This window comes from Winogradskya humida (assembly GCF_016862215.1).
Lineage (GTDB): Bacteria > Actinomycetota > Actinomycetes > Mycobacteriales > Micromonosporaceae > Actinoplanes > Actinoplanes humidus.
Genome location: NZ_BOMN01000100.1, coordinates 1 through 24929, shown reverse-complemented (window position 1 = coordinate 24929; position 24929 = coordinate 1). Strand labels below are relative to the sequence as shown.

The 24929-nt window shown below is 68.6% G+C and carries 26 protein-coding genes; 11 read left to right on the top strand and 15 right to left on the bottom strand.

The features are described from left to right. Nucleotides 1-46: 46 nt before the first annotated feature. The 3 genes from Ahu01nite_RS34615 to Ahu01nite_RS34605 are packed head-to-tail and all read left to right on the top strand — an operon-like array spanning nt 47 to nt 3190. Nucleotides 47-961 (top strand): carbohydrate ABC transporter permease, encoded by a 915-nt coding sequence (locus Ahu01nite_RS34615; protein ID WP_438874851.1) that lies wholly within the window; start codon nt 47-49, stop codon nt 959-961. Between the two features lie 7 nt (nt 962-968). Beyond that, entirely contained in the window at nt 969-1862 is an 894-nt protein-coding gene (locus Ahu01nite_RS34610) for a carbohydrate ABC transporter permease (protein ID WP_203840933.1), read from the top strand. Next, nucleotides 1859-3190, top strand: a complete 1332-nt coding sequence (locus tag Ahu01nite_RS34605) for a GH1 family beta-glucosidase (protein ID WP_203840932.1) — start codon at nt 1859-1861, stop codon at nt 3188-3190. Before Ahu01nite_RS34610 ends, Ahu01nite_RS34605 begins: the two co-directional genes overlap by 4 nt. Nucleotides 3191-3680: 490 nt before the next feature. On the opposite strand, the gene Ahu01nite_RS34600 is transcribed toward Ahu01nite_RS34605, so the two are convergent. From Ahu01nite_RS34600 to Ahu01nite_RS34560, 10 genes are all read right to left on the bottom strand, one after another. Next, entirely contained in the window at nt 3681-4574 is an 894-nt protein-coding gene (locus tag Ahu01nite_RS34600; protein WP_203840931.1) for a phytanoyl-CoA dioxygenase family protein, read from the bottom strand. 48 nt (nt 4575-4622) lie between these two features. Then, nucleotides 4623-6149 carry an amino acid adenylation domain-containing protein gene (locus Ahu01nite_RS34595; protein WP_203840930.1) on the bottom strand — a complete coding sequence of 509 codons (1527 nt, stop codon included), beginning with the start codon at nt 6147-6149 and terminating at the stop codon, nt 4623-4625. Continuing rightward, nucleotides 6136-7413, bottom strand: coding sequence for an MFS transporter (locus tag Ahu01nite_RS34590; protein WP_203840929.1), 1278 nt, complete (start codon nt 7411-7413; stop codon nt 6136-6138). The genes Ahu01nite_RS34595 and Ahu01nite_RS34590 overlap by 14 nt, the downstream gene beginning before the upstream one ends. Next, nucleotides 7403-7654: an acyl carrier protein gene (locus tag Ahu01nite_RS34585; protein ID WP_203840928.1), complete on the bottom strand. Its 252-nt coding sequence runs from the start codon at nt 7652-7654 to the stop codon at nt 7403-7405. Before Ahu01nite_RS34585 ends, Ahu01nite_RS34590 begins: the two co-directional genes overlap by 11 nt. After that, nucleotides 7654-8778, bottom strand: coding sequence for an acyl-CoA dehydrogenase family protein (locus Ahu01nite_RS34580; protein ID WP_203840927.1), 1125 nt, complete (start codon nt 8776-8778; stop codon nt 7654-7656). Before Ahu01nite_RS34580 ends, Ahu01nite_RS34585 begins: the two co-directional genes overlap by 1 nt. Continuing rightward, on the bottom strand, nt 8775-9209 hold the full coding sequence (locus Ahu01nite_RS34575; RefSeq protein ID WP_203840926.1) for a hypothetical protein: 435 nt from the start codon (nt 9207-9209) through the stop codon (nt 8775-8777). Before Ahu01nite_RS34575 ends, Ahu01nite_RS34580 begins: the two co-directional genes overlap by 4 nt. Then, the gene (locus tag Ahu01nite_RS34570; RefSeq protein WP_203840925.1) at nt 9202-9975 is read right to left on the bottom strand and encodes a hypothetical protein; all 774 of its coding nucleotides are present in this window, start codon (nt 9973-9975) and stop codon (nt 9202-9204) included. The genes Ahu01nite_RS34575 and Ahu01nite_RS34570 overlap by 8 nt, the downstream gene beginning before the upstream one ends. Before the next feature lie 11 nt (nt 9976-9986). After that, complete coding sequence (locus Ahu01nite_RS34565; protein WP_203840924.1) at nt 9987-11318, bottom strand: hypothetical protein; 1332 nt, start codon at nt 11316-11318, stop codon at nt 9987-9989. 145 nt (nt 11319-11463) lie between these two features. Further along, nucleotides 11464-11592 carry a hypothetical protein gene (locus Ahu01nite_RS51490; protein WP_275411801.1) on the bottom strand — a complete coding sequence of 43 codons (129 nt, stop codon included), beginning with the start codon at nt 11590-11592 and terminating at the stop codon, nt 11464-11466. 215 nt (nt 11593-11807) lie between these two features. Further along, nucleotides 11808-12893: an IS701 family transposase gene (locus Ahu01nite_RS34560; protein ID WP_203840923.1), complete on the bottom strand. Its 1086-nt coding sequence runs from the start codon at nt 12891-12893 to the stop codon at nt 11808-11810. 211 nt (nt 12894-13104) lie between these two features. Here Ahu01nite_RS34560 and Ahu01nite_RS34555 point away from each other — a divergent pair, with 211 nt between their 5' ends. Further along, nucleotides 13105-13959, top strand: a complete 855-nt coding sequence (locus tag Ahu01nite_RS34555) for a cupin-like domain-containing protein (RefSeq protein ID WP_203840922.1) — start codon at nt 13105-13107, stop codon at nt 13957-13959. 34 nt (nt 13960-13993) lie between these two features. On the opposite strand, the gene Ahu01nite_RS34550 is transcribed toward Ahu01nite_RS34555, so the two are convergent. After that, nucleotides 13994-14752 (bottom strand): class I SAM-dependent methyltransferase, encoded by a 759-nt coding sequence (locus tag Ahu01nite_RS34550; protein ID WP_203840921.1) that lies wholly within the window; start codon nt 14750-14752, stop codon nt 13994-13996. 161 nt (nt 14753-14913) lie between these two features. Between Ahu01nite_RS34550 and Ahu01nite_RS34545 the strand changes: the two genes are divergently transcribed. Beyond that, a complete protein-coding gene (locus Ahu01nite_RS34545; RefSeq protein ID WP_239159359.1) occupies nt 14914-16563 on the top strand; it encodes an ArnT family glycosyltransferase in 1650 nt (549 codons plus the stop codon). Here Ahu01nite_RS34545 and Ahu01nite_RS34540 read toward each other — a convergent pair. Next, nucleotides 16541-17491, bottom strand: coding sequence for a helix-turn-helix transcriptional regulator (locus Ahu01nite_RS34540; protein WP_203840920.1), 951 nt, complete (start codon nt 17489-17491; stop codon nt 16541-16543). The genes Ahu01nite_RS34545 and Ahu01nite_RS34540 overlap by 23 nt on opposite strands. Before the next feature lie 52 nt (nt 17492-17543). Here Ahu01nite_RS34540 and Ahu01nite_RS34535 point away from each other — a divergent pair, with 52 nt between their 5' ends. Together Ahu01nite_RS34535 and Ahu01nite_RS34530 are read left to right on the top strand one after the other, a co-directional pair. Further along, nucleotides 17544-18215, top strand: a complete 672-nt coding sequence (locus Ahu01nite_RS34535; protein WP_203840919.1) for an alpha/beta fold hydrolase — start codon at nt 17544-17546, stop codon at nt 18213-18215. Nucleotides 18216-18269: 54 nt separating this feature from the next. Beyond that, complete coding sequence (locus Ahu01nite_RS34530; protein WP_203840918.1) at nt 18270-18485, top strand: hypothetical protein; 216 nt, start codon at nt 18270-18272, stop codon at nt 18483-18485. 36 nt (nt 18486-18521) lie between these two features. Here Ahu01nite_RS34530 and Ahu01nite_RS34525 read toward each other — a convergent pair whose 3' ends face one another. Both Ahu01nite_RS34525 and Ahu01nite_RS34520 read right to left on the bottom strand, forming a co-directional pair. Further along, nucleotides 18522-19286, bottom strand: coding sequence for a SigB/SigF/SigG family RNA polymerase sigma factor (locus tag Ahu01nite_RS34525; protein WP_203840917.1), 765 nt, complete (start codon nt 19284-19286; stop codon nt 18522-18524). Between the two features lie 94 nt (nt 19287-19380). Next, nucleotides 19381-20196 carry a helix-turn-helix domain-containing protein gene (locus Ahu01nite_RS34520; protein ID WP_203840916.1) on the bottom strand — a complete coding sequence of 272 codons (816 nt, stop codon included), beginning with the start codon at nt 20194-20196 and terminating at the stop codon, nt 19381-19383. Nucleotides 20197-20376: 180 nt separating this feature from the next. Here Ahu01nite_RS34520 and Ahu01nite_RS34515 point away from each other — a divergent pair, with 180 nt between their 5' ends. After that, nucleotides 20377-22122, top strand: a complete 1746-nt coding sequence (locus tag Ahu01nite_RS34515) for a YncE family protein (RefSeq protein ID WP_203840915.1) — start codon at nt 20377-20379, stop codon at nt 22120-22122. Nucleotides 22123-22126: 4 nt separating this feature from the next. Next, nucleotides 22127-23548 (top strand): hypothetical protein, encoded by a 1422-nt coding sequence (locus tag Ahu01nite_RS34510; protein ID WP_203840914.1) that lies wholly within the window; start codon nt 22127-22129, stop codon nt 23546-23548. 37 nt (nt 23549-23585) lie between these two features. Here the strand turns inward: Ahu01nite_RS34510 and Ahu01nite_RS34505 are convergent, their stop codons facing one another. Further along, nucleotides 23586-23963 carry a DUF427 domain-containing protein gene (locus Ahu01nite_RS34505; RefSeq protein ID WP_203840913.1) on the bottom strand — a complete coding sequence of 126 codons (378 nt, stop codon included), beginning with the start codon at nt 23961-23963 and terminating at the stop codon, nt 23586-23588. A gap of 91 nt (nt 23964-24054) precedes the next feature. Here Ahu01nite_RS34505 and Ahu01nite_RS34500 point away from each other — a divergent pair, with 91 nt between their 5' ends. Both Ahu01nite_RS34500 and Ahu01nite_RS34495 read left to right on the top strand, forming a co-directional pair. Continuing rightward, nucleotides 24055-24513 carry an aminoacyl-tRNA deacylase gene (locus tag Ahu01nite_RS34500; RefSeq protein WP_203840912.1) on the top strand — a complete coding sequence of 153 codons (459 nt, stop codon included), beginning with the start codon at nt 24055-24057 and terminating at the stop codon, nt 24511-24513. A gap of 22 nt (nt 24514-24535) precedes the next feature. Continuing rightward, on the top strand, nt 24536-24730 hold the full coding sequence (locus Ahu01nite_RS34495; protein WP_203840911.1) for a helix-hairpin-helix domain-containing protein: 195 nt from the start codon (nt 24536-24538) through the stop codon (nt 24728-24730). Nucleotides 24731-24929: the final 199 nt, after the last annotated feature.

Sequence of the window (24929 nt, the reverse complement as noted above, 5' to 3'; positions counted from 1 at the left end):
GAGCGCGCACCGCACCGCCGGCCATCGCGGCGACGAAGGACCGACCATGGCCATGCCACATCTGAGCGCCCGGCTCGACACCAAGGGCTCGCCCTACCTCTACGTACTCCCGTTCTTCCTGCTCTTCGGCGCGTTCGGGCTGTTCCCGCTCGTCTACACCGGATACGTCTCGTTCAACGACTGGAACCTGCTCGACGCCGGGGAGCACCAATGGGTGGGCCTCGCCAACTACAGCGAACTGTTCCACGACTCGTACTTCTGGAACGCCCTCGGCAACACCCTCAGCATCTGGGTGCTGTCCACGGTGCCGCAACTGCTCGCCGCCCTCTGGATCGCCCACCTGCTCAACCACCGCCTGCGAGCACGAACCGGCCTGCGCATGGGCGTCCTGCTGCCGAACATCACCTCCATCGTGGCGGTGACCATCGTCTTCACCCAGATGTTCGGCCGCGACTTCGGCATGATCAACTGGCTGCTCGGGCTCACCGGGATCGGCCCGGTCGACTGGCAGGCCAGCACCTGGAGCTCGCATCTCGCCATCTCGACCATCGTCATGTGGCGCTGGACCGGCTACAACGCCCTCATCTACCTCGCCTCGATGCAGGCCATTCCCCACGACCTGTACGAAGCAGCCGAGCTCGACGGCGCCTCGTCGTTCCAGCAGTTCCGGCGGATAACCGTACCCATGCTGCGGCCCACCATCATCTTCACCACCGTCATCTCCACCATCGGCGGCCTGCAGATCATGGCGGAACCCCTGCTGTTCGCCGGCACGTCCACACCCACGGGCGGCTCGGACCGGCAATTCCAGACCATCGCCCTTTTCATGTACGAGCAGGGGTTCCGCGAATTCCGGTTCGGTTACGCCTCCGCGATCGCCTGGACCCTCTGCCTGATCATCGCGGTCTTCGCCATCGTCAACTTCCTGCTCACCCGGCGCATCGCCAGCGACGAGAAATGAGCCCGCCGTGACCATTCTCGCCACACCCCCGACAGCCCCCACCGAAACGGAACAACCACGCCCGGCCCGCCGCCGCACCTTCGGCTACCCCCGTAAAGCCTCGATCTGGACGTACGCCGCCCTGCTCGCCATCGTCGCCGGCTCGGTCTTCCCGCTCTACTGGTCGTTCGTCGTGTCCTCACAGACCAGCGAAGCCGTCGCCCAGGTCCCACCCGTCCTGATCCCCGGCGGCCACCTGTTCGACAACATCGCCCGGGTCTTCGACACCACCGACTTCGGCCGCGCCCTGCTCAACTCGTTCCTCGTCAGCGGCTCGATCACCATCTCCGTGGTGTTCTTCTCGACCCTCGCCGGCTTCGCCTTCGCCAAACTGCGCTTCCGCGGCCGCAAGATCCTGCTCGTCCTGGCCATCGCCACCTCGATGGTGCCCCAGCAACTCGGCATCATCCCGCTCTACCTGCTCATGGCGAAGATCGGCTGGACCGACCACCTCGCCGCCGTCATCGTCCCCGGCCTCGTCACCGCGTTCGGTGTCTTCTTCATGACCCAGTTCCTCGGCCGCGCCGTCCCCGACGAACTCCTCGAAGCCGGCCGCATCGACGGCTGCACCACCTTCGGCCTCTACTGGCACGTCGTCCTGCCCATCGCCCGCCCCGCCGCCGCGGTCCTCGCCCTGTTCACCTTCATGCAGGCCTGGAACGACTTCTTCTGGCCGCTGGTCGTCCTCCAGAACAACGCCACGGTCCAGGTCGCCCTATCATCACTGGCCAGCGGCTACACCACCGACTACACCCTCACCCTGACCGGCACCCTGCTCTCGACGCTCCCGATCCTCGTGATCTTCATCGTCCTCGGCAGGCAGATCGTCGGCGGCATCATGCAAGGAGCAATCAAGGGATGACGACGCCTTTCGTATGGGGGGCCGCGACCGCGGCGTATCAGATCGAGGGAGGAGTGGCGGAGGACGGCCGCGGCGAATCGATCTGGGATACGTTCTGCCGGCGGCCCGGGGCGATTGCTGACGGGACCTCCGGGGAGGTTGCTGCCGACAGTTATCACCGGTGGCTCGATGATGTGGAGCTTCTGGACGGCCTGGGTGTCGGCGCTTATCGCTTTTCGGTCGCGTGGCCGCGGGTCATGCCGAACGGGGCGGTCAACAAGCCGGGGCTGGACTATTACGACAGGATCGTCGACGCGCTGTGCGAGCGTGGCATCCGTCCCTTTGTCACCCTTTATCACTGGGATCTGCCTCAGGAACTGGAAGACAACGGCGGCTGGCGCGTACGCGAGACAGCGGACCGTTTCGCCGACTACGCCACGGTCGTCGCCGAACGCCTCGGGGACCGGGTGAAGGACTGGATCACGCTCAACGAGCCGTACTGTTCCTCGATCGTGGGTTATGCCGAGGGCCGCCACGCACCCGGCGCGACCGAAGGCCACGGGGCTCTCGCGGCAGCGCACCACCTGCTGATCGCGCACGGCAAGGCAACAACGGCAATCCGCACCGTACGCCCGGAAGCCCGCGTAGGCATCACCCTCAACCTGTCCCCGGCGGTCCCCGCGAACGACACCCCGATCGACCGCGCCGCCGCGGCCCGCATGGACCTGCTCGTGAACCGGCAGTTCACCGACCCGGTCCTCGGTGGCGCGTACCCGGACGGGTTCGAGAAGCTCTTCTCCGGCGTGAGCGACCTGTCGTTCCGCCGCGACGGTGACCTGGACGTCATCGCCGCCCCGCTGGACTTCCTCGGCGTCAACTACTACTACCGCATCCACGCCACCGACGCGCCGTACGACCAGCCGGACCCGGGCCTGCGCAGCGCCAGCGACATCGGCGTGCGCTCGGTGCCCCGCGACGGCGTCCCCACCACCGACCTGGGCTGGCCCATCGAACCCCAGGGCCTGTACGACACCCTCACCGGTCTCGCCGATCGCTACCCGGGCCTGCCCCCGATCTACGTGACCGAGAACGGTGTCGCCCAGCTCCGCGAGGACCTGGACCCCGACCCCGCCCGCATCGACTTCATCACCGCCCACCTGGCCGCCGCCACCCGCGCCGCCGCCGACGCCCCGATCGACCTCCGCGGCTACTTCTACTGGTCCCTGATCGACAACTTCGAATGGGCCCGCGGCTACGGCCCCCGATTCGGCCTGGTCCACGTCGACTATCCCACCGGAAAACGCACCCCGCGGGCGAGCTACGAGTGGCTGCGCCGGCAGCTGTCCTAGGGTTCTGAGTTTTTGTGCCGTTTGCAGTAGGCGGCCACGGGACACGAAGTTGCGCCGAAACCCGCGATACCGCAACATCCTGCGGCTTCAGGTGTCAAGCATGGGCCCATCGACGTCTGGCTAGGACACACCTGTTCCCTTGCCAGACATGATTGTCCAGATTTGACACCTGAAGCCGCAGAAAGTTGTCGCCTCCCAGCGCCCAGCGCAACATCTAGCGTTGCGGTCTTGCGGCCGTTAGTGTCCCGCGTCGGAGAGTCACGGCCGGGCGTGGTGGAACTACCAGCCACGGCCTGACGTCCGGGCCACAACCGCCGACGAGATCCTTGCCACATGACTGCGAACGAATCAAGGACTCAAGACGCCAGGTCTCAGAGGGCGGTTAGGGATCTCTGAGGTTGCTACTACTACTTCGCCCTGTGGCGTGACGTGGCAAGAACCTGCCAGCGGAAATCCGGGCCCGATGGGATCCCAGCGGGCCCGGCACCGGTCACTGCTTGACGGTTCCGGCCTTGAGCCGCTCGATCATTCGGTGCGTCACCTGCAGCGGCGTCTCCTCGGCATCGCCGGGCCGAGTTCCCCGCGCCTGCCGCACGTTCCACTGTTCGTGCCCTCGGAACGGAATGCTCTCGCCCGGCACGTACTGGGCCCAGGGCCGGTATTCATTGATGCCGGGAACGGTCTCTCCGCGGACCAGGATCGGGTTCAGGTACAGGCCCTGGTTCGAGATGCTGGTCGAGGTTGCCATGAATCCCATGTCCAGGCCGCACCGCCGGGTGGCCGAGGTGTTCGGTTCCGAATAGTGCAGGATATTCGGGTGGTGGATGGAGACGTCGCCGGGCTGCAACTCGATGTCTACGATGCCGGCCTTCGCGACCCATTCGTCGACCAGATCCTGCTGCGTCGCCGACTGGAGCATGTTGGGCACGTCGTTGCGGGAAACAGGCTTCGACAACGGAATCCGATGGCTGCCCGGAATGATCCGCAGGCAGCCGTTCTCCCGGGTGGACGCGTCGACAGCGAGCCACACGGTCAGCGCCCGCATCGGTTCCAGGTTCCAGTACGCCCCATCCTGGTGCCAGAGCACCGCCCGGCCCTGGTACGGCGGTTTACAGACGTAGTGCGCGGTGAACAGGGCGAGGTCGGGGCCGAGCACCGCCTCGGCGACGTCGACGAGCCGGGAGTCAGTGACCGCCCGTACCCAGAAGGCGTCGTCGCGCATCAGCGGATGGTGGTAGTCCTCCGGCGGCAGGTCGGGGTATTTGGTGCCGAGCCACCTGACATGGGCGTCGAGTTCGGCCAGCAGCTCTTGGTCGATCACGCCCCGTAAAATGGCGAACCCCTGCTCCTCGTACGCTGTGAGCACGTCGTGCGGAACGGTCATGCGCGATCTCCTAAGGGTCTTCAGCGGATTCCTCGGCCTGACACGCTGTCAGGTCGACGGTCGCGTGCCGAGTACGCGGAGCCGCCCACGATCGATCTTGTCGCGGGCGGTCTTCGGGAGTTGACTCAGCTGGCGCAGCGAGTCCGGGAACATGTAGCCGGGAACGCGCTCGGTGAGGAACCGGCGGACCTCCGGAACGGAGGCGCTTGAATCTTGCGCGGCCACGAACCAAGCGTGGATCTCGACCGGGCCGTCCGGCGGGGACGTCGCCACCACCGCGCACTCGGCGACACCCGGGCAGGCCGCGATCGCGGTCTCGATCTCCCCCAGCTCGATCCGGTAACCGCGTCGTTTGACCAGGTCGTCCCCGCGGCCGTGAAAGTCGAACCGGCCATCGGAGTTTACGCTGCCTCGGTCACCGGTGCGGTACCACCGAACGCCGTCACGTTCGACGAAGCGCAGCTCATTCTGCTCCGGACGGTTCCAATAACCGGACGAGGTCGTCGGCCCGGCGATCCAGATCTCACCCTGCTCACCTTCCGGTGTCGCGATGCCGTCCTCACGCCGGATCTCCACTCGGAGCGACGGCACCGGACATCCGATCGGAGGTGGCTGGGGCAACTCGCCCCGCGTGGGCACCGGCCAGATCGTGGCGATGTTCGTCTCCAAGGGGCCGTACACGTTGTACAAGCCGGCATCGTCGGGAAGCCACGAGCGGATCCGGGTGAGCGTGGCAGCCGGGAGCACCTCACCGCCGTACAGAATGCGCCGGATAGAACCCGGATCCGCCTCCAGGAGGCCGCCCGGGCCGGCGAGTGAGGCCAGCGCCGAGGAGACCACGTACACGTTGGTGATCTGTTCCTGGCGGATGGTGTCGACCACGACGCGTGGGAAGAGCACGTCGCTCTCGTCGAGCAGTACAACGCACGCGCCGCAGGCGAAACCGTTGAAGATGTCCAGCGTGGAGATGTCGAACGAGAGGTGCGCTTGGCTGAGGAAGCGCTCACCGGGCCGGAACCCGAAGTAGCCTGCGGCCCAGTCGACGAACGCGGTGACGTTCTCGTGGGTGATCCCGACCGCCTTTGGCAATCCGGTTGATCCGGAGGTGTAGAGCAGCAGCGCGAGATCCGTGCCGCCACGTACCGGAGCTGGCCGGCGAGCCGGAGCGCCCGGCAGAAGATCACCAAGCGGGACCAGCCTCTGCACGCCGGCGGCCCGTAACGCGTCCTCGTGGCGCCGCATCGCGTCGTCGACGAACATCGTCGTGATGCCGCAGTCCTGGATGATCGCGGTGAGCCGGGCTATCGGGTGCCGAACGTCCAGCATCACGCAGACCGCGTCTGCGCGTAGTACGGCCTGTCCGGCCGCGACCACCCACGGGCTCTTCGCTGCCAGCACGCCGACGCGGTCACCGGTCGCCACATCCAGCGAGCCGAGCAACAGGTCCGTGAGCTTTCCGACCCGTTCGTACAATTCGCCGTACGTCCATCCGACGCCGTGCCAGCGCAGGGCAATCGCTGCCGGGTTGTGCCGGGCCGCCTGAATCAGCAACTCGGCGGCGTTACGCGCTGTCATCTCGGGCCTCCCATTCGGCAGGCAGAGTGCGCCGGGTGCGTAGTGGTGATCGCAAGAGAAGCAGGGCGGGAACCGCCATCTCGGCGACGCCGATCCACAGGCCACCGGTGATCGACCAGGTGCTGGCGATGAGGCCGGCGAGAAGCGCGCCGATCGGAGTGGCGCCCTGGGAGACCACGCCGTAGGCCGCGGAGACCCGGCCCATGTGCGTGGTGGGCGTCACCCTGGCCCGGAGGCCTGCGGTGGAGATGGAGCGCCCGACCGCGACGAAGTTGATCAAAATCTCGGCCGTCGCGGCCAACGGCACGGCCGCACGCGGGAAGACCGCGGCGAGTGGGGCGGCGAGCACGCCGAGGGGAAACAGCGCGGAGAAGATCACAGTCATCCGGATCTCGCCGTACCTGCGGCGCAGTCGTGGTCCGACCAGTGAGGCGAGCACGCCGGAAACAGCACCGACCGTCGTCAACACACCGAACAGCCAAGCCGGGATGCCGATAATCCGGAGCAGGAACAGCGGCATGAGGGTAAGCAGAATGCCGGCGCCGATGTTGTTCAGCGCTGCTTGCAGACAGAGCAGCCTCAGCAGTGGGTGCCGGATCACGGTGGACAATCCGTCGGCCACCTCGCGCCGGAAGTGGCGGTGTTGCCGTGCGGCGACCGGGACGGGCGCGGGACGTAACCGGGTGAGGAACAGCAGCGACAGCAGGTGAGAGGTGGCGGTCACTGCGTAAAGAAGGGGGGCCGCGATGGTCTGGGCCAGAGCGCCGGCGACGCTCGGAGCCACCGCGCGCACCGTCTGGTCGGTGGTCTGTAGCCGGGCGTTCGCGTCCGCAACCCGGGTGCGGGGCAGCAGCAGCGGTAGCACGCTGCTGTGCCCGATGTCGAAGAACACCCCGCAGACACTGGTGACGGCGGTGACCGCGACCAGCAGTGGCAGGCTGAGTACGCCGGCCATATAGGCGATCGGGATGCTCGCCAACGCCAGGAGGAAGCCGAGGTCCGCGCCGATGAGCACGGCACGCTTGTCCCAGCGATCGACCCAGACCCCGGCGGGCAGTCCGAGCAGGGGGTAGCCGATTCGGCTACCGGCGGTTAGCAGACTCATCTGTATGGGGTGGGCGTGCAGCAACAGCGCGGCTGTGATCGGCAAGGCGAACGCCGCCACCTCCGCGCCGACGTCCCGGAACGCGTTCGCGATCCACAGCCGGCGAAACCCGGGAATCCGCAGGACCTCGACGTCGGCTTCGGGTGTATCAACTGGCACGGAGTGACCTGGTGCTGACGAACGTGTGGATCTGCCGGATGCTGCCGAAATTGTCGGGCAGGATGTCCGCGTCGTGCACGACGACACCCAATTCTTGCTCCAACCGTGCGACCAGACCGAGAAGTGAGAGCGAGTCGAGGATTCGCTCCTGGATCAGCGGTGTTTCGTCGGTGACCGCACGCCCGGCCGCGGCCTCGGCCACCGCGGCGCGGATCACCGTCAGTGATCTGTCGTCTGCCATCACAATCCCATCCCCTCGGCGATTATTTTCATCTGCATGTCGGTCGTCCCTGAGTAGAAACGGCTCGCCACCGCGTCGGCGATCAGGTCCGTCACTCCAGACTCGGCCAGCACCGCGTAGCCGCCGTAGATGTCCGGCAGATGCTGGCAGAACGTGTTGAACTCGGTGCTGACGTGCAATTTGGTGAGCGACGAGCGGGTGTGGTCCAGGCGACCCGCGTCGGCGTCCGCAGCAGTCGCCGAGAGCGTCTCGCCGACGCTGGTCAGGCTCAGCCGCATGCGGACCAGGTGCGCACGAATCGCATCCTGCTCGGCCAGAGGCCGGCCGAATTGCCGCCGGGTGCGGGCGTATTCGACGGCCCGTTGCAAGGCCCGGGACATCAGGCCGGCGACCGGGGCCAGGATCAGCGCCCGCTCCACTCGCATGGCATGCATGAGCACTGCAAAGCCCCCGCCGGGCTGACCCAGCACGGCATCCCCGACGACCGCACATGCGTTCAGGCTCAGCGAGCACAGCCGGGCGCCGGTCAGAGCGGTCTTGGCGATTTCCGGGCCGACGGTCAACCCGGATGTGTTTCGCGGCACGCAAAAGGCGGTCAGCCCACCGAGTGCACTGCCCGGCGCGGTCCGGGCCAGGATCACGAAGATGTCGGCGTCCGGCCCGTTGGTCACGAACGTCTTCGAGCCTTCGAGTACCCAGCGCCCCGCCGCGTCGCGGGTGGCAGTGGTGCGCATCGACAGCAGGTCCGAGCCGGCCTCGTACTCGGTCGCTGCGAACGCGCCCACCATCCGGGCGGTGATCAGGCCGGAGAGGTAGACCTCCCGCTGCCGCGGCGAGCCGAAGGCGATCAACGGCTCCTGGGTAGCCCACATCTGGGCGGCGAGCGAGAACGGCAATCCGGAACGGCCGGTCTCCTCGGCCAGTGTGGCGAGGGCCTGGCATGCGGCCCGGTAGCCGAGACCACTGCCGCCGAGTTGTTCGGGGACCGCCAGGCCGAGCAGGTCGGCGATCGGACCTGGCCCCCAGCCGTAGGCCGCGGCGTCCGCGCGGGCCGCCCAGAAGCGCAGGCCGGCCAGCCACTGGTCGAAACTTTCCTGCTCGACACCGATGTCCGCGGCCGTCATCGGACCTCCTCCGGGTATCGGGCGGGCCACTTGCTGACCCGGTGAGATTCGTGGATGCCCCAGCTGGCGAATGCCCCGTCGACCTGGTCCGCCGGATTCAGCAGCATCACCTCGACGTCCTTCCCGGCGCCGAAATCGCGGTTCAGCCATGCGAACACGGTGGCCGCCACTCCTGTGTTGCGGAAGCTCGCCCGAATCTTCATCTCATGCACCAGGAGCCGAGGTGGCGCACCGGGGCTGAGCCGCCCCAGTTCGGTCAGCGCCACTACAGCGACCGCTGTGCCGGCTGCTTCCAGCAGGTGATACTCGGTCGAGGTGGGACCGGGGTTGCCGAGGCGCCGGGCGAATTCCGCGGTGTCCCCGCGTCCGTAGACGTCGCGCACCGCGGCCGCGTCGTCGCTGACGGCCCGGCGGACGGTCAGCTCAGTCACTCGTCACCGCCGATACCTCGGCGCGACGGCTGCGGCGCTGCTCCCAGCGCCCGGTCGCGGCCGCCAGATGCCGAGCGTAATCGGCATCGGCTAGGAACCCGTGGTCCCGGCCGTCGCGCAGGGCCACCGCACTTGCGCTGGAACCGAAGTCAAGCGCGGTCATGATCGGCTTCAGGTGGTGCAGGGCGAAATATGAGTCGTGCTCAGTCATGACCGCGTAGAGGTACTGATCGGTGCCCGTCCGGTCCCAACTGCCGAGCAGATCGGTGATCACCGCGGGCTTGGCCATGGCGGGCAGGACGGCGAAGGGCGCGGCCTCGCGTTGCCATTGCGGCACAATCTCCGGGTCATTGTGCGGCGCGACGACGAACGCCAGTCCCTCGCCGGCCCAGATGCAGTATTTCAGTGCAGCGTAGCCCCCGGAGGACAGACCGTGCCAGACCGTGCCGCCCAGGCCGAACCGGTTGCGCAGGTGCTGGTGAAGATCCAGGATCCGGGGCAGGAATTCGTCCTCGCCGAGTAGGAACCAGCCACAGCAAGACACGTCGTTGTGATTGTGGATCGGGTCGGAGACGAACAGGCACACCGCTTCGTCGGCCCCGGGCCACTGCCGCCGGGCGAAAACCGGTGGCACATGTTTCTCGATCCGGCTGAAGCCGTGAAAGAGCACCTGCAGGTACGGACTGGTGATTTTTTCCGGCACCGTGACCAGGTAATCGAGCCGGTAGCCCGCGGTGTGCAGGAAGTTGCCGCGTTCGTTGTCCATCAAATCTCCGTTCAGCCCAGGTGACACGTCGTGAAACTGCGGGAGACCATGCCGGGGAACAGCAGCACACGCCGGCGTGGCGCCACCGACGCGCCCCCTACAGGCATCAACTGCCGGACGCCGTCGCACTCACGCGCTGCGACCAACCGGGGCTCGAGGCTCCTCCCGCTACGACGGGCCATCGCCTCGAGATGAAACGCGACCGCCTCGTGGACGACTTGGTCGGCGCGGGTCGCCTGGTAGAGAAATGCCGGGGATACCTCGCGTAACCAGGCGGAGGGGATTCGGTCCGGCAGTGTCAGCGTGAAGTACCGGGGTTGGCCCGCCCGGCTGCCGCGCTGGAGCCAGGAGGAGCCGAACGGCCGCAGACCGGAGAACATTGCGAAGCTCCAGTCCAGTTTGAGACCGCTGACCACGAGCAAGAAGTTGACTACGAAGCCCACCGTGACGGCTGAGTGCACCAGCCGGGCTCCCAGCGGGGCGGGAATATCGGTGATCGAGCCGGCCAGTGCGAATGCGCAGAAAAAGCCGTACGTCGCGCCCTGTCCGGCGTCACGAAGCTGAACCGGCACCGCGCGGGGACCCGACGGCGACCGGCCGAGCAGCCAGCCGGCCGCAGCGCAGACCGGGATCAGCAGCCACACCGGGTCGGCGGGGGACGGGACGGCCACCCCGTCGACATCGCCGGCTGCGATCGACCAGAGGGCGAGGGCGACGATGGAAAACTCGAAGTTGCCGGACACCCCGAACGCCAGGTGCATCAGGATCGCCACGATCAGCGCGGCGGCGCCGCCGTGCGGGATCAGCAACAGCACCGGTACGGCCAACTCGGCAGCGATCACGGCAGCGGGCGCGGCGGCCAGCACAGCAGGCGGCTGCGGAAGACCGAGCAAGCGCAGGTAGATCGCGGTCATCACCCGGCCGGGGCTCTGCGGCCCGGTCAGGTATTCCCCGTGCATCTTGAACACGGCAGCCGACAGGTATAGGCCGACGAGCAGGTCCGAGGCGAAGAGTGGGGCCAGCGCGGCGGGCAGGAAGGTCAGGACGGCGACGGCGACGAAGCCCATCCAGACGTGGTTGGCCATCCGACGCTGCAATGTGAGCAGCCACAGCACCACGCAGGCGAGGGCGATCAGCCCGGTCTGCGGATGAGGCGCGAACACTGTCACCGCCAGCGCTGCGGGCAACGCGGCTAGTTGTGCGGTAGCGGTAACCGGTGCCGGCAGCCGGATGCCGAACACCGGCGCATACGTGTGCCGGGTGGCGCCGAAGCCGTGCTGGGCCAGGCGGCTCGCCTGATGGGCCAGCAAGGCGGCGAAGACCAGCGCCGACGGTTGAATCATGGTTGCTCCGGTGTGTCGTGCGGCCGGCGAAGCGGGTGTGACGGCCGATCGGCGACGCGCCCCGTCACACCCACTCCGTTCACTTTCCGATGGAACCGGCAAACTTCCGGTCAGTAGGCCGGGACCCGGCCGATGGAAAGGGAAGTCAGTCCTTGACCTCGCTGTCGACGATCGTCAGCGGCTTGTCGCCGAAGAGCTTCTCGAAATTGTCTTTTTCGAGCTCCTCGACCTCACTGGCCTTTTCTTCGGTGATGACCTGCTGCTCCTGCTGCATGTCTTCCTCCGTTGCGAAAACTCACACGCCAGGGGTTTGGCGTATGCCGGTGATTGGAATCTAGCGCTACGGTGGGAGATCGGCCAGCGCCATTGACGTCCACCTTTTTCTCGACGTAGGTGCGGCGTTGTGTTGAGGCAGGTCAACCCATTGGAAAGAAGGTGGCCGGCGAAGTGCAGTTGTAGAATCTCGCGCTTACAACCGCATTTAGCCGGTCAGCTGAACGGCCATGAGGTAACCACGTAGGCATAGGCGGCCATCGACAGGGTGGCGTGCCGGTACCACGAGCTGTACCGGCGGACCTGGTACTGGTCGAGACCGGTGCTGGCGCATGCTTGCCCGACGCAGTCCGCTGCCCGTTCCCGGCTGCGCACCACGGCGACCAGCTCAGTCAGTGACGTCCCGGTCGGCCCGACGCACAGGTGGTAGGAGGCCGAGCCGGCCCGGTCGAGCGACCGGCCGCAGAGTAACCATCGCCCGGCCGCGCGGGCATGCCCTCGCAGCGTGATCCGGGCCCATTGCTGGTCGTCGCCGTCGATGCCCTGAAACGCGGGGGACAGCCTGCCGATCAGCGCATCCGCGCGTTGGGCTCCACCGGCCATCGGCAGCTCGGTGCCGGCGTCGACCTCCAGCACGAGGCCGTATTCACCGCGTTCCTGCAGGTGGCGCAGCTCACGGGCTCGGGCCTGGTTCCGGTCGAGCGCGATCCAGGTCACCGGGGCGCCGGCTGCCAGGGCTCGGTCGATCATCATCGCGCCCTGAGCGTCTCGGCTGTGGTAGCGCGCAGGCGTCGGCACTCCGGCCGAGGAGCATCGCTGTGGATCCTCCGTCCATTGGCGTGGCAGGTGCAGTTCCCGGTCGATCAGTGCACAGCCGCGTGGGCCCGCAAACACCAGGAACACTGCTACCTGACAATGCCGTGGATCTCCGGAGCCCACCCGCTGCCACTGAACCCCGGCCGACTTTTTTCCCTTCTTCGCGAAGGCGGCCTCCACGACGACGAGCACCCCTCGGTCGCCGCCGAGTTGCTCGGTGACGTAGTGGCGCAACTCGTCGCGTACGCGGTCGACATCCCACTTGGCCGAGTTCAGTAGCCGTTGCATCCGGTCCGGCCGTATATCGCCGGCGGCCTCGGCCAGTTGCCATCCGTTCTTACGTCGCACCGGTGATAGCAGTGCCTTCAAGTAGGAGCGTGCCTGCTGGCGGGGTTCGGCCCGGCCGAAGTGCTCGGCGATCCGGGAGAACAATGACTCGAATCGCTCGTCCCATTCTTTCGCCCCGATGTCGATACCTTCTGCCATGCGCGTTACCCTACTACTCCGAGGTTACTGCAACCGCACTTGTGATCAGTTGCAACCTTGCTTGACATGCAGATGTCCACATGGGACCCTTTCGGCGGGAAAGGGCCGTACTCCGTCGACATATTGGAGTGCCCACGTGGACTTTGCAAAATTTTTGAAGCCATTGTCAATCGACGAATTCCGGCATTCGCATTTCCCGGATGATCCCTATGTGCGGACAGGGTCGGATCTCACCGGTGACCTGGTACGGGACATTCCGGAGCTTGCTTCCGCGGAGACCGTGCTTCGCAGTTACCGGCAGACCGTCTCGCTGCTGCGTAAACAGGGCCCCCACGCGGCCGTGGTAGGTGGGGAGAGTGCCATCCCCGCTCTCGGAGCGGGATTTACCTGTTATTTGAAGCATGTTCAGCGTGACGTGCCCGGTCTCGTCGACCTGTTGGGCGACGCGTGCGATGTGCTCGGCCTGCCGGCCGGCTCGATGACCGCCGAGGTCTTCTGTTCGGACGGTGCCAGCGGTGTTGCCATGCACAGTGACTTCGACGTGAACTTCGCCATGCTGCTGTCCGGGAGCAAGCGCTGGCTGCTCGCACCCAACGACAGCATCGTCAACCAGACCAGCATGTGCTTTCCCGCGAGTCGGCGCCAGCCGGACCCGAAGCAACTGCACTACGCCGACGCACCCTTCCCCGACCGGATGCCCGACGGAGCAAGGGAGGTGACAGTGGGCGCCGGTGGGCTGATCTTCCTGCCCCGGGGTTGGTGGCACGAGACGTACTCCTCGGGTCCTTGTCTCCAGCTGAATCTGGTCGTCAAGGGGCCACACTGGACCAGTGTGCTCACCACTGCGCTGCGTGACTATTTGCTGGCCCGGCCGGAGTGGCGGCAGTATGCCTACGGCATGGTCGGCGACGGAGAACGCCATGAAGGCGCGGTCGCCGAGTTCGCCGGACTGATCGCAGAACTCCAGCGACGGCTCGGCGACGCGGATCCGCGGGCGCTGGCCGAGCAGCTGCTCGCTGGGCTGGACCACGAGGCGCTGGAGATCGGCTCCAGCCGGCGCCGCTGACCCGCCCTCAAGCCAGCCGGCCGCTGACCCGCCCTCAATCCAGCCGAAGATGGGCAAGGTAGTGAGGACCGTCGGTGACGAATTCGTGGACTCGCCACGGAGTGTCGACGCACAATGCCTCCAGCTCGGCGGGCGAGGGCATCAGGTAGTCGAACCAAGGGGTGGCGAGCCTGCCGTCGCGGACCCGGAAGCGCTGCTGGCCGGCGAGGCGGCCGGCGCTCCGGTTGCGTTCTGCGTAGTCCCGGTGCACTGGGTTGCGCATTTTCGCGAAGTCCATGCTGACGCCGAGCAGGCTCGCGCCGGAGCGGCCCCGGCCGGCCAATTTCCGCAGAAGCCCCGGAGCCGACTCCGGGTTTTCCAGAAGGCCGATGTTCTGACCGCCCAGAAGAATGGTGTCGAACGTGCCGATCTCCGCTTCCAGCCCGCGGACCGTGCCTTCCACCACGGTGACGTCGCGTGCTCGGGCGACGGCGGCAGCGCCCGGCGACGGCTCCAAGCCGATCACCATCAGGCCCTGGGTCATCAGCTGGACGGCATGCCGCCCGGGACCGCACCCGACGTCCAGAACCCGTCCGTGTGCCCGTTCGCAGGCCAGACGTTCCACAGGGTTCCACTCTGGCGCGGGCACGAGGTATTTGGCGACATCGTTCACTGTCACCATGCCGTCGTCCCGCTCTATCACCTCGTATGCCACTCCGGGAGCCCCGTCGGCCCGCCATGCCTTGAGTAAGGCCTGCCCGAAAGCATCGCCGGGCACCGGCCCGGCAGCGACCGAAAGATCCTGCTGCGACATTTTAGACCCCTTCTGTGACCTAATAAGACCTTAGCGTCTTTAATCATGTTTTGTGAATATAGATAGCTATGTAATCCGAGTGCTGCGGCGATCCCATCGCCGGCGTCCATGTTCGGGTCCGTGCCAGAGACGCTTGGCGGGGGAGCGGGTAGGTTCTCGGCGTGACCGTGGACCTCGAGGAACCCGCCGTCGACGAGCCCGGGGCCACTACACGGCCCCGCCGCCGCCGGAGGTGGGTCGCGCCGCTGCTGGTGCTGCTGTTGCTGGGGCAGATGGCGGCTGTCATGGTGGTCACCGCGGTGCAGCAGACGCCGACGATCGACGAGCCGGTCTACGTGGGCACCGCGGTCAGTTACCTGGAGCAGCACAGCCTGCGGTACAACCCGGAGCATCCGCCGCTCGGGAAGCTCATCATGGCGGCGGGGCTGGTGTTCGCGCATCCGAAGCTGGATCCCGCGTTCCGGGGCAACCAGAGCCTGCTCGGGCGGCACGTGCTCTACGAGGCGGGCAACGACCCGTACGAGCTGATGTTCCTGGCCCGGCTCCCGATGATCGTGCTGACGCTGCTGTTCGGGCTGGTCGTCTTCGCCTTCGCGCGGGATCTGACGGGGACCGCCGGGGGAGTGCTCGCCCTGTCCCTGTACGCGTTCTCGCCCGACCTGATCACGCACGGTTCCCTGGCGACGCTGGACGTACCCGCGATCGGGTTCCTCGTCACGGCGGTGTGGCTGACGTGGCGGGCGCGCAGCTCACGGGCGTACCTCCATCTGGGTCTTGCGGGGGTTGCTCTGGGGGCGGCGATCGCGACCCGGATGAGTGTCATTCCCGCGGTCCCGGTGGTGATGCTGCTGGCGTTCCTGAGCGTCAGGAAGCAGCGGCGTTCCTGGATGACCGCGGTGGCGACGGCCGTGGGTGTGGCCGTGCTCGCCGTTGCCGTTGTCTGGGTCTGTTATCTCGTGATCGATCCGCGGTTACGCTTCCTGACACCGACGGGGATGCCGGAGATCCACGGTTTGCGGGCGCTGTTCGTCGATCTGTTGCCGTTGCCCGAGCCGTACCGCGACGGTGTGCGGATCCAGTTCGGGTTCGAGGACTCGACGTTCCAGGGGTTCCTGTTCGGCCGGTTGTACGAGGGGTCGCTCTGGTACTACCTGCCCGCCGCGCTGCTCGTGAAGACGCCGCTCGGGATGATCGCGCTGTGGCTGGCCGGGACCGTCGCGGTGCTCGCCGTGCCCCGGTTGCGCCCGGCCGCCGTCTACCTGCTCGTCACGCCCGCGCTCCTGCTGGGCCTCGCGATGACCGGTGCGCGGGACTTCGGCAGCCGTTACGCGATCTTCCTGCCGATCTTCCTCGCCGTCGCCGCGGCCGCCGTGGTCACGGTGCGCTGGCGGTGGGCGCACCTCGCCGCGGGGCTGCTGGCGCTGTCGGTCGCGGTCAGTTCGGTGCGGACCTTTCCCTACTACCTGCCGTACGCCAACGAGGCGTTCGGCGGCCCGTCGCGGACGCATCTGCTGCTGCACGACTCGAACGTCGACTGGGGCCAGGACCTGGGCCGGTTGGCCGACCGTCTGCGCGAGCGGTATCCCGGCGAGCAGGTCTGGCTCGTGTACAAGGGCGCCGGCGTGCCCTCGGCGTACGGAATCGATGCTCGCAACCCGCTGAAGGCGCAGCCGGCGGACGTCCACGGCCTGCTCGTGGTCTCGGACAGCTCGGTGGCGAAGGCGACAGGGCGGCTGAAGTCACTGCTCGCCACGAGCGGCGCCCCGGTCGACGAGGTCGGCCACTCGATCAGTATCTACCGCCGCCCCTGATCGCCGCGGAGAACCGGGCTGCCACTTCCGCCACGGCGGCGTGCAGTTCGGGGCCCTCCTCGACGGTGAAGTCGAGGGGCACGGTGGCCAGCCACTCCTGCGCGTACATGGCAGGGTTGCGGGTGCTTCCGGTCAGGACGCACCGGTCGCCGTCCGCTTCGAGGCGGCCCATCGGCGGCCGGATGAACGGTGCCACCTGTTCCAGAGGGGCGTGGAACACCACGCGCGTCGGGTATTTCCAGCCGCTGCCCAGGTTCTCCTCCAGCGCGGCGACCGGGTCCAGGTCCGGGGGTGGGGTGAAGCGGTGTGCGGTTCTGCGTACGGCATGGAGCCGATCGACGCGGTACGTGCGGATCGCGTCCGCGGCGTGTGAATGGCACAGCAGGTACCAGCGGCCGTAACGCACCACCACCGCCCACGGGTCGACCTCGGCCTCGAAGGTGCGGGACGTGACGACGACCCGGCACCGCTCGGCGATGGCCCCGACCAGGGCACTGGCGATGGCAGGATCCGGGCGTGCCGCTCGCGGATCAGGAGCGGTTGACGCGTACGCCCGGAGCGCCGCAGCCTGCCGCCCGATGCCCTCCGGCAGCGCCCGGATGACCTTGCTGAGCGCCGACCCGACAACGTCCTCCGAGTCGATCGTCGCACCCCCGTCGAGGACTGCCATGACGAGGCTGAGTGCCTGTTCCTCGGTGAAGACCACGGGTGGCAACCGGGTGCCACGACCCAGCCGGTAGCCGCCGTACGGCCCCCGCGTCGATTCGACCGGGACACCGGCCTCGCGCAGGATGCCGACATATCGCCGGGCTGCGCGCTCGGTCACGCCCAGGAGCGTGGCGAGCTGGCCGGCGGTCGTGCCCGGGCGGGCCTGCAGGATCTCGAGCGTACGCAGGGCACGCGCGGTGGGACTCGAACCGTTCGGCACGCCCGGACGATACCGGAAGCGGATTGTCCGGAACCGGCTCTAGGTTGATCCCATGACTGCAGAAACACTCATCCTCGTCGGCGGCCTGTGGCTCGACGCGCCGGCATGGAACGACGTCGTGACCGAGCTGGCGAGCAAGGATCGGCACGCTGTCCCGGTCGCCCTGCCGGTGAAGCCCGCAGACACCCTCGGCGATCAGGTGGCCGCGGTGCTCGCCGCCGTCGACGCGGCACCCGGCAGGTCGGTGGTGGTCGGGCACTCCGCCGCGTGCAGCCTGGCCTGGCTGGCGGCGGACGCACGCCCGGACCGGGTGGCCAAGGTGGCGCTCATCGGCGGCTTCCCGGCCGCCGACGGCGCGAAATATGCCGACTTCTTCGAGGTCGAGGACGGACTCATGCCGTTCCCGGGGTGGACGCCGTTCGAGGGCCCCGACGCCGCCGATCTCGACGGGCCGGCGCGGCAGGCGTTCGAGGCCGCTGCCGTGACCGTGCCCGAGGGGGTGGCCCGGGGCGTGGTGCACCTGGGCGACGAGCGCCGCTACGACGTGCCGGTCGCGCTGATCTGTCCCGAGTTCACGCCGGACCAGGCCCGGGAGTGGATCGCCGGGGGTGACATCCCCGAGCTGGCCCGCGTGAAAAATCTCGACCTGATCGACATCGACTCCGGCCACTGGCCGATGCTCACCCAGCCGCTCGCGCTGGCCCGGATCCTGGCCGCACTCTGACGCTGCGTGACATTTTCGGGTTGGGTGCGGCTGTCCGCGGGTACCGGACGCGCCATGAACGAGGAGCAGGCCCGGCTGGAACAACGGGCGTCGGACCTGATGAACCTGAACGCGATCGCGCTGGAGGAGACCGAGCAGAGCCTGCACGCGAGCGCCGACCGCCGGAACGACGAAAAGGCGAGCGCCAGGCTGCACGAGCTGGCCGACGGCGTGTCGGAGACAGCCGCTCAGATCGCTGCCCGCGCGCAGCGGCTCAGCCCTCCGGCCTGATGTTTTCGCCCGGCGCGAGGGAGCGCCGGGCGAATCTCAGCCCGCGGTGAGCTGCACGCGCAGCTTGGCCAGGGTCCGGGTGATCAGCCGTGAGATGTGCATCTGCGACACGCCGATCTTCATGGCGATCTCCGACTGGGTGAGATTGCCGAAGAACCGGAGCGACAGGATCATCCGCTCGCGTTCGTCCAGCGCGGCGATCGCCGGGCCGAGCGCGATCCGCAGCTCCGCGAGCTCCATGTCATGGTCCATCACGCCGAGCGTGTCGCCGAGCGTGGTCGTCCCGTCCTCCGTCACCGGGGTCGAGAGGCTGCGGGCGCTGTAGGCGCGGGCGCCCTCGAGGCCTTCGAGGACCTCTTCCTCGGTGGTGTTCAGATGCGCGGCGATGTCGGCGATGGTGGGTGACCGGCCGAGCGTGTGGTGGAGCGTGTTGCTCGCGTCCGTGATCGCCAGCCGGAGCTCCTGCAGGCGGCGCGGGACGCGGATCGACCAGGTGCGGTCGCGGAAGTGGCGGCGGATCTCGCCGAGGATCGTCGGGACCGCGAAGCCGGCGAACTCGATGCCGCGCTCGGGGTCGAACCGGTCCACCGACTTGATCAGCCCGACGACCGCGGTCTGGATCAGGTCGTCGTCGGGCTCGCCACGCCCGGAGTAGCGGTGGGCGAGGTGGTGGGCCATCGGCAGCCACGCCCGGACGGCTTCGTCCCGCAGGGCATCGCGTCGGGGTCCGGGCGCGGTCGATGCCAGTTCCCGGAGCAGCTCAGAGGCGGCTTCGGGAACTCGCGTGCTGGTGAATGTCATGTCGCATCCTCTCGACGAGCGGTCTCGGACTACCCGTCTGGTGCCAGAGTAAACGACGCAGCAACCGACGCAACATGCTTGAGGGAGGTAATTGTCACTGGGCAAAGGTTGCGGCGAGTGATCCGAGCAGCGTCAGGGCCTGCGCGCTGCGGGATCCCGGCTCCGCGTGGTAGACCACGAGCTGCTGACCGGGGGACGACCGTACGTCGAACGCGTGCATCGTCAGCGTCAGCGGGCCGACCTGCGGATGCACCACGCGTTTGGTCTCCGCGGTCTTGCCCCGCGCGTCGTTCCGGGTCCAGAGCTCCCGGAACGCGTCGCTTTCACTCGTCAGGGTGCGGATGACGCGGTCGAGCACGGGATCGTGCGGCGCCGCTCCGGACGCCAGGCGCAGACCGGAGGTCGTCGCCCGTGCCACCTCGGGCCAGTCCGGGTAGAACGTGCGCCCCGCCGGGTCCAGGAAGACCTTGAACGCGAGGTTCCCGGCCGGCCCGAACAGCGCCTCGCCGATCCGGTTCGTGGCGAGCACGTCGTACGCGCGGCCCAGCACGAGCGCCGGGTTGTTCGGCCACATGTCCAGGAGCTGCCGTAGCTGCGGGTCGATGTGCTCGATGGCGTGCCCGGGATCCGCGCGCGGGCTCAGACCGGCCAATCGATGCAGATGCGTACGCCCGTCCTCGTCCAGCCGGAGCGCGCGGCTGAGCGCGTCCAGCACCTGCACCGACGGGTGGCGCTCGCGGCCCTGCTCGAGGCGCACGTAGTAGTCCACGCTCACCCCTGCCAGCAGCGCGACCTCCTCCCGGCGCAGCCCGGGCACCCGGCGAACGCCGGAACTGATCACGCCGGCCTGCCCCGGCGTCACCTCGGCCCGCCGGCCGCGCAGGAACTCGCCGAGTGCGTTTGCGGTCATGTCCCGACGGTACGGCGACGGACCGCCCCGCATCCTGGGTGTGCCGCACCCAGGCTGCGCCGGGGCCCATATCCATCCATAGCGGTAACTGTTGTGGTCTGCCGTTCGCGTTTGGTGCCAAATTCGCTCTGAGGGTTTCCCTGGACCCCTTCATCACCGCATAGTGATCGAGGGGGCACTATGAGTGAAAACGATCTGCCACCGCAATTGTTGACCGAGATCGGCAGTCCGGCCCGGGAATCCCGCCTGACCGTTGTGGACGAACTGGCGCGTTTCGCGGCGGGTGACGACCTCGCCATGGCGGCCGCCGCGCGGCAGGCGCTGCTGCGCATGGCGGAGGACGACAGCCGCAGCGTGTCGGCCGCGGCCGTCGCCGGGCTCGAACGCACGGCTGTCCGGCTGAACCCGGATCGGGTGGACTTCGGCCAGGTGGCGCCCGGCGCGCCACAGCTGGTCGCCGACGTCCTGGTCAGCGGCCCACCGCTCGCGGTCGCGAACACCACGGTGACCGTGTCCGGGCAGGGCCTGCGCGCCATGATGGTCGGACGCCGGCTGCGGGTGGTCTGGGAGCCGCAATCGGACTGGCTGGACGGTTCGGTGACCGTACGCGGGCCCGCCGGCTGGGCCGACGTGCGCGTGACCGGCCAGCGGACGGCGACCGAGCCGACCCCGGCCACCACCCGCAACCTCGGCGACGTCCCGGCGAGCCGGATGACCATGCTCTCGGGGACACCCGAGCCCCGGAAACGACGGCACCGGCACCGGAACAGGGCCACCGCCCTCGCCGGGGGCCTGACGGCGTTCATCCTGCTCGGCGGCGCGGGCGTCGCCTGGGCCATGACCAGCAGCGGCGAGGGCGATCAGCAGACCGTCGCGCCGCAGCCCGCCCCCTCGGCCGGCGAGCACGATCACGCCACGAGCGGGCCGGCTCCCGAGGCCGGGCCGCAGGTCGCGCCGCCCCTGGCCACGGCGACTCCGGGGCCGACGGGCGTCAACCGCGTACCCCTCGCGCGAAGCGTCAAGAGCGTGGCCAAACCCGCGGCGATCGCCACCATCGGGGTGGGCACCGAGCCCGAGGGCGTCGCCGTGTCACCCGACAGCCGGACCGTCTACGTCGCCAACCAGCACTCCCACGTCCTGTCCGTGGTGAACGCCGCCAGCCGCAAGGTGACCGCCGTGCAGCTCCGCGCGACGCCCCGGTTCGTGGCGCTCGCGGGCGACGGCAGACTCGTGTTCGTGTCGATGTACGAGGACGACAAGACGGGCAGCGGGGTCGCGGTCGTCGACGCCAAGTCGCTCAAGGTGGTGCGTTATCTGACGACCGGCGTGCAGCCGTACGCGCTGGCTGTCGGTCCGGACAACCGGGTCTGGGTGCCGATCCACAGCAAGCAGTCGGTCGAGTTGTTCGCGGTCGGCGACCAGCGCCCCGAGGGCCGGATCATGGTCCCGCCCAACCCGCACGCCGTGGCGTTCTCCGCGGACACCATGCGCGCGTTCACGCCCAACCACGAGTCGAACGCCGTCGGCGTCATCGACATGCGTACCGACAAGGTGGTCAAGACCGTGCCCGTGAGCAAGGCGCCGCACAGCATCGCGGTCTCCCCGGACGGGAAGATCGTGCTGGTCGCGGGGTACGACGCGAACACCGCCGACATCATCGACGCGCGCACCCTCGAACGCCGCGGGCCGTTCAAGGTCGGCAACAAGCCGCAGAGCGTCGCGTTCGCCCCGGACGGCGCGCACGCGTACGTCGTGAACGAGGGGGACGGCACGGTGTCCGTTCTCGACGGGAAGACCGGCGAGGTCACCGCGACCGTACGGGTGGGAGGCAGCCCGCGAGCGATCGCGGTGTCGCCGGACGGCGCCTCCGCGTACGTCTCCAACGGCAAGGACAACACCATCACCGTGCTCCGAGTGGGGGAATGAGCAGATGACCTCCGCGGGCTGGATCGCCCTCGCGATCTCCATCTTCGGCGCCTTCGCCTACGCCGCGGGCTCGATCCTGCAGGCGGTCGGGGCCCGGCGCAGCATCAACACGGTCAAGACCCTGGGCCACCCGCTGTACCTCCTCGGCGTCACCCTCGACATGGCCGCCTGGGTCGGCTCGATGGTCGCGCTGGGCACCCTCGCCGTCTACCTCGTCGAGTCCGTGCTCGCCAGCTCCCTCGCCCTGACCGTCCTCGCCGCGCGCATCTTCCTCAAGTCCCACCTGCGCAACCGTGACATCGTCGCCGTCGCGATCTCCATCGCCGCCCTGACGGTGATCGCCATGTCGGCCGGCCCGCAGGAAGCCGTCGCGGCGTCGACCGGCCTGCGCATCGGCTTCCTCTCCGCCGCCGTCATGCTGGCCGGGATCGGCTGGGCCGCCGCCCGGGCCGCCCCGCCCGGGGTCGTCGCGGCGATCGCGGGTCTCTCCCTCGGCGGCGCCGCGGTGGCCGGCCGCGCGCTGCCCGTCCCCGACCAGCCGATGGCGGACATCCTCGCCACGCTGCTGACCGTGGCGGCCGAACCGCTCACCTGGGCGCTGGTCACCTTCGGCGTCTCGGGCATGGTGCTCTACACCCACGCGCTGCAGAAAGGTCAGGTGGGCCCGGTCACGGCGGTGCTCTGGATCGCGGAGGTCATCGCGCCGTCCGCCGTCGCACTGGCCCTCCTCGGCGACACCGTGCGAGCCGGGTGGGAGCTGCCCGCGGCGCTGGCAGCCCTGGTCACTGTGGGCGCGGCGGTCATGCTCGCTACCGCGCCGGCCACCGACGCGACCGCCCGGCCGCAGGAAGCGCTACCGGCCGCACCGGCGCGGGCCGCGCTGTCCCGGGCACCGCAGCGGGCAGTTGCCCCGGGCGCGGTGGCCACAGCCGGCGGTGGCCGGTTCGCTCCCCGCGGCGCGCCCGCCGTGTTCGCCGCGAACGCTTCCGCGCGGCAGCCGGACGTGTTCGCCGCCGCGGAGACATCCGGGCCGATCAGGCCGCCGCACCCCGCGGGCGGTCACGTGTTCGCCCAGCGGGAATCCACACACGACCTGCGGGAACTGCCCGACGTGCCCGTGCACGACCCGGCCGAAGGACCGCCCCGCACGCACGCCGAGCACCGGGTCATCTGGTGGGGCGCACCACCGATCTGGACACCTCCGGCCCGCCCGGGAGCAGCGGCCATCGAAGCCGCCCGGCAGCCGTTGCCGGAGCTGACCTGGAGCCCGCCCACGGTGCAGCCGATGTGGACGGACCCGCAGCCCGCCGACTCCGACGGCATCACGGCTCCGGGCGACGCCGTGCAGGAACTGAGATGGGAAGACGTGCGGGCCTTCGCGGTCGAGCCGGTGAAGGCACGCCGACGTCCGTGGGACGACGCGTGAACAGGCCCGGGTGGGCCTGTTCACGCGGGACGACCGGTCAGCCGCCGATGGCGATGGCGTCGACCCGGTCGGGGTAGAACGCCACGTGGTCCTTGATCTCGGCCACGGCGTCGTGCGGGTGCTCGTACACCCAGATGGCGTCCACGGAGCGGTCGCCGCCCGCCGGGATGGAGTAGTAGCTGGCATCGCCCTTGAACGGGCAGTAGCTGCTGGTCTCGGTGCGGGTGAGCAGCGTGGTGTCGACGTCGGTCAGCGGGATGTACTGCACCGCCGGGTACGTCGACTCCTGCAGGGTGAGCGCGCTGGTGCTGTCGGCGACGACCTTGCCGGCCACCGTCACCACCACCCGCTGCGGCGTCGGGGTCACGGTGATGGGGTGGTCCGGGCCGGGCTGCAGGACGGGCTTGTCGGCCATGACGACCTTCTTTCTTTCGGTACGCGGACAGGTCTGCGACTGAGTTCAAGGACACCAGCCGGGAATTATTCCGCGGAGCTATCGTGATCACGTGTCGTCAGCCCTCACCGCCGTGTCAGCAGCCGGACTCGACCACCGCGTCGTGACCCACGGCCCGGTCACCAGCGTCACCGAGGCCGCCGAGGTCCAGGGCGTCGAGATCCAGGACCTCGTCAAGAGCCTGGTGGTCCGCCGAGCCGCCGACGACTACCTGTTCGTCCTCGTGCCCGGCGACCGCCAGATCTCGTGGCCGAAACTACGCACGCTGCTCGGGGTCAACCGGCTCTCCATGCCCGACGCCGCCACCGCGAAGGACGTGACAGGCTACGAGCGCGGCACGATCACCCCGTTCGGCTCCCTGCACCCCTGGCCGGTGATCGCCGACGAACGCCTCCGCGGCCGCACCATCAGCCTCGGCGCCGGCATCCGCGGCACGGCCCTGCAACTCACCGCCGACGACACAGTCTCCGCCTTGAGCGCCACCTGGGCAGACGTCACCGACCCAGCCTGACCCGTCCATTACCGTGCCCCTCATGGCACCTTCTCTCGACGAACTCCCCAGAATCGGCGCACCGGCCACCCGCGCCCTGCACAACGCCGGCCACAGGACACTGCGCGACCTCGCCGGCGTCCCGAAGCCGCAACTCGCCGCGCTGCACGGCATGGGCCCCAAAGCCCTCGGCATCATCGAGGCCGCACTGGCGGACCACAACCTCGCCCTCTCCTGACAACCCCACCGCGCGAAGCCGCCTGGGCGAGGCCGGCTGACCCAGTGCGGGTAGTGCGGCTGGACGAGGCCGGTGGGCTGAGGTCGGCTCGGAGAGTCAGCTGAGGCATCTCAGGTTGGGCGGCTCAGGTCAGGTTGGGCGGCTCAGGTCAGGTTGGGCGGCTCAGGTCAGGTTGGGCGGCTCAGGTCAGGTTGGGCGG

What these genes read in the sequence shown, in the direction of transcription:
- Ahu01nite_RS34550 (WP_203840921.1), bottom strand. Translation starts at nt 14,752, where the DNA reads ATGTCGCAGCAGGATCTTTCGGTCGCTGCCGGGCCGGTGCCCGGCGAT.
- Ahu01nite_RS34615 (WP_438874851.1), top strand. Translation starts at nt 47, where the DNA reads ATGGCCATGCCACATCTGAGCGCCCGGCTCGACACCAAGGGCTCGCCC.
- Ahu01nite_RS34585 (WP_203840928.1), bottom strand. Translation starts at nt 7,654, where the DNA reads ATGGCAGACGACAGATCACTGACGGTGATCCGCGCCGCGGTGGCCGAG.
- Ahu01nite_RS34605 (WP_203840932.1), top strand. Translation starts at nt 1,859, where the DNA reads ATGACGACGCCTTTCGTATGGGGGGCCGCGACCGCGGCGTATCAGATC.
- Ahu01nite_RS34535 (WP_203840919.1), top strand. Translation starts at nt 17,544, where the DNA reads ATGACTGCAGAAACACTCATCCTCGTCGGCGGCCTGTGGCTCGACGCG.
- Ahu01nite_RS34580 (WP_203840927.1), bottom strand. Translation starts at nt 8,778, where the DNA reads ATGACGGCCGCGGACATCGGTGTCGAGCAGGAAAGTTTCGACCAGTGG.
- Ahu01nite_RS34600 (WP_203840931.1), bottom strand. Translation starts at nt 4,574, where the DNA reads ATGACCGTTCCGCACGACGTGCTCACAGCGTACGAGGAGCAGGGGTTC.
- Ahu01nite_RS34565 (WP_203840924.1), bottom strand. Translation starts at nt 11,318, where the DNA reads ATGATTCAACCGTCGGCGCTGGTCTTCGCCGCCTTGCTGGCCCATCAG.
- Ahu01nite_RS34515 (WP_203840915.1), top strand. Translation starts at nt 20,377, where the DNA reads ATGAGTGAAAACGATCTGCCACCGCAATTGTTGACCGAGATCGGCAGT.
- Ahu01nite_RS34570 (WP_203840925.1), bottom strand. Translation starts at nt 9,975, where the DNA reads ATGGACAACGAACGCGGCAACTTCCTGCACACCGCGGGCTACCGGCTC.
- Ahu01nite_RS34525 (WP_203840917.1), bottom strand. Translation starts at nt 19,286, where the DNA reads ATGACATTCACCAGCACGCGAGTTCCCGAAGCCGCCTCTGAGCTGCTC.
- Ahu01nite_RS34530 (WP_203840918.1), top strand. Translation starts at nt 18,270, where the DNA reads ATGAACGAGGAGCAGGCCCGGCTGGAACAACGGGCGTCGGACCTGATG.
- Ahu01nite_RS34595 (WP_203840930.1), bottom strand. Translation starts at nt 6,149, where the DNA reads ATGACAGCGCGTAACGCCGCCGAGTTGCTGATTCAGGCGGCCCGGCAC.
- Ahu01nite_RS34510 (WP_203840914.1), top strand. Translation starts at nt 22,127, where the DNA reads ATGACCTCCGCGGGCTGGATCGCCCTCGCGATCTCCATCTTCGGCGCC.
- Ahu01nite_RS34560 (WP_203840923.1), bottom strand. Translation starts at nt 12,893, where the DNA reads ATGGCAGAAGGTATCGACATCGGGGCGAAAGAATGGGACGAGCGATTC.
- Ahu01nite_RS51490 (WP_275411801.1), bottom strand. Translation starts at nt 11,592, where the DNA reads ATGCAGCAGGAGCAGCAGGTCATCACCGAAGAAAAGGCCAGTGAGGTC.
- Ahu01nite_RS34495 (WP_203840911.1), top strand. Translation starts at nt 24,536, where the DNA reads ATGGCACCTTCTCTCGACGAACTCCCCAGAATCGGCGCACCGGCCACC.
- Ahu01nite_RS34505 (WP_203840913.1), bottom strand. Translation starts at nt 23,963, where the DNA reads ATGGCCGACAAGCCCGTCCTGCAGCCCGGCCCGGACCACCCCATCACC.
- Ahu01nite_RS34520 (WP_203840916.1), bottom strand. Translation starts at nt 20,196, where the DNA reads ATGACCGCAAACGCACTCGGCGAGTTCCTGCGCGGCCGGCGGGCCGAG.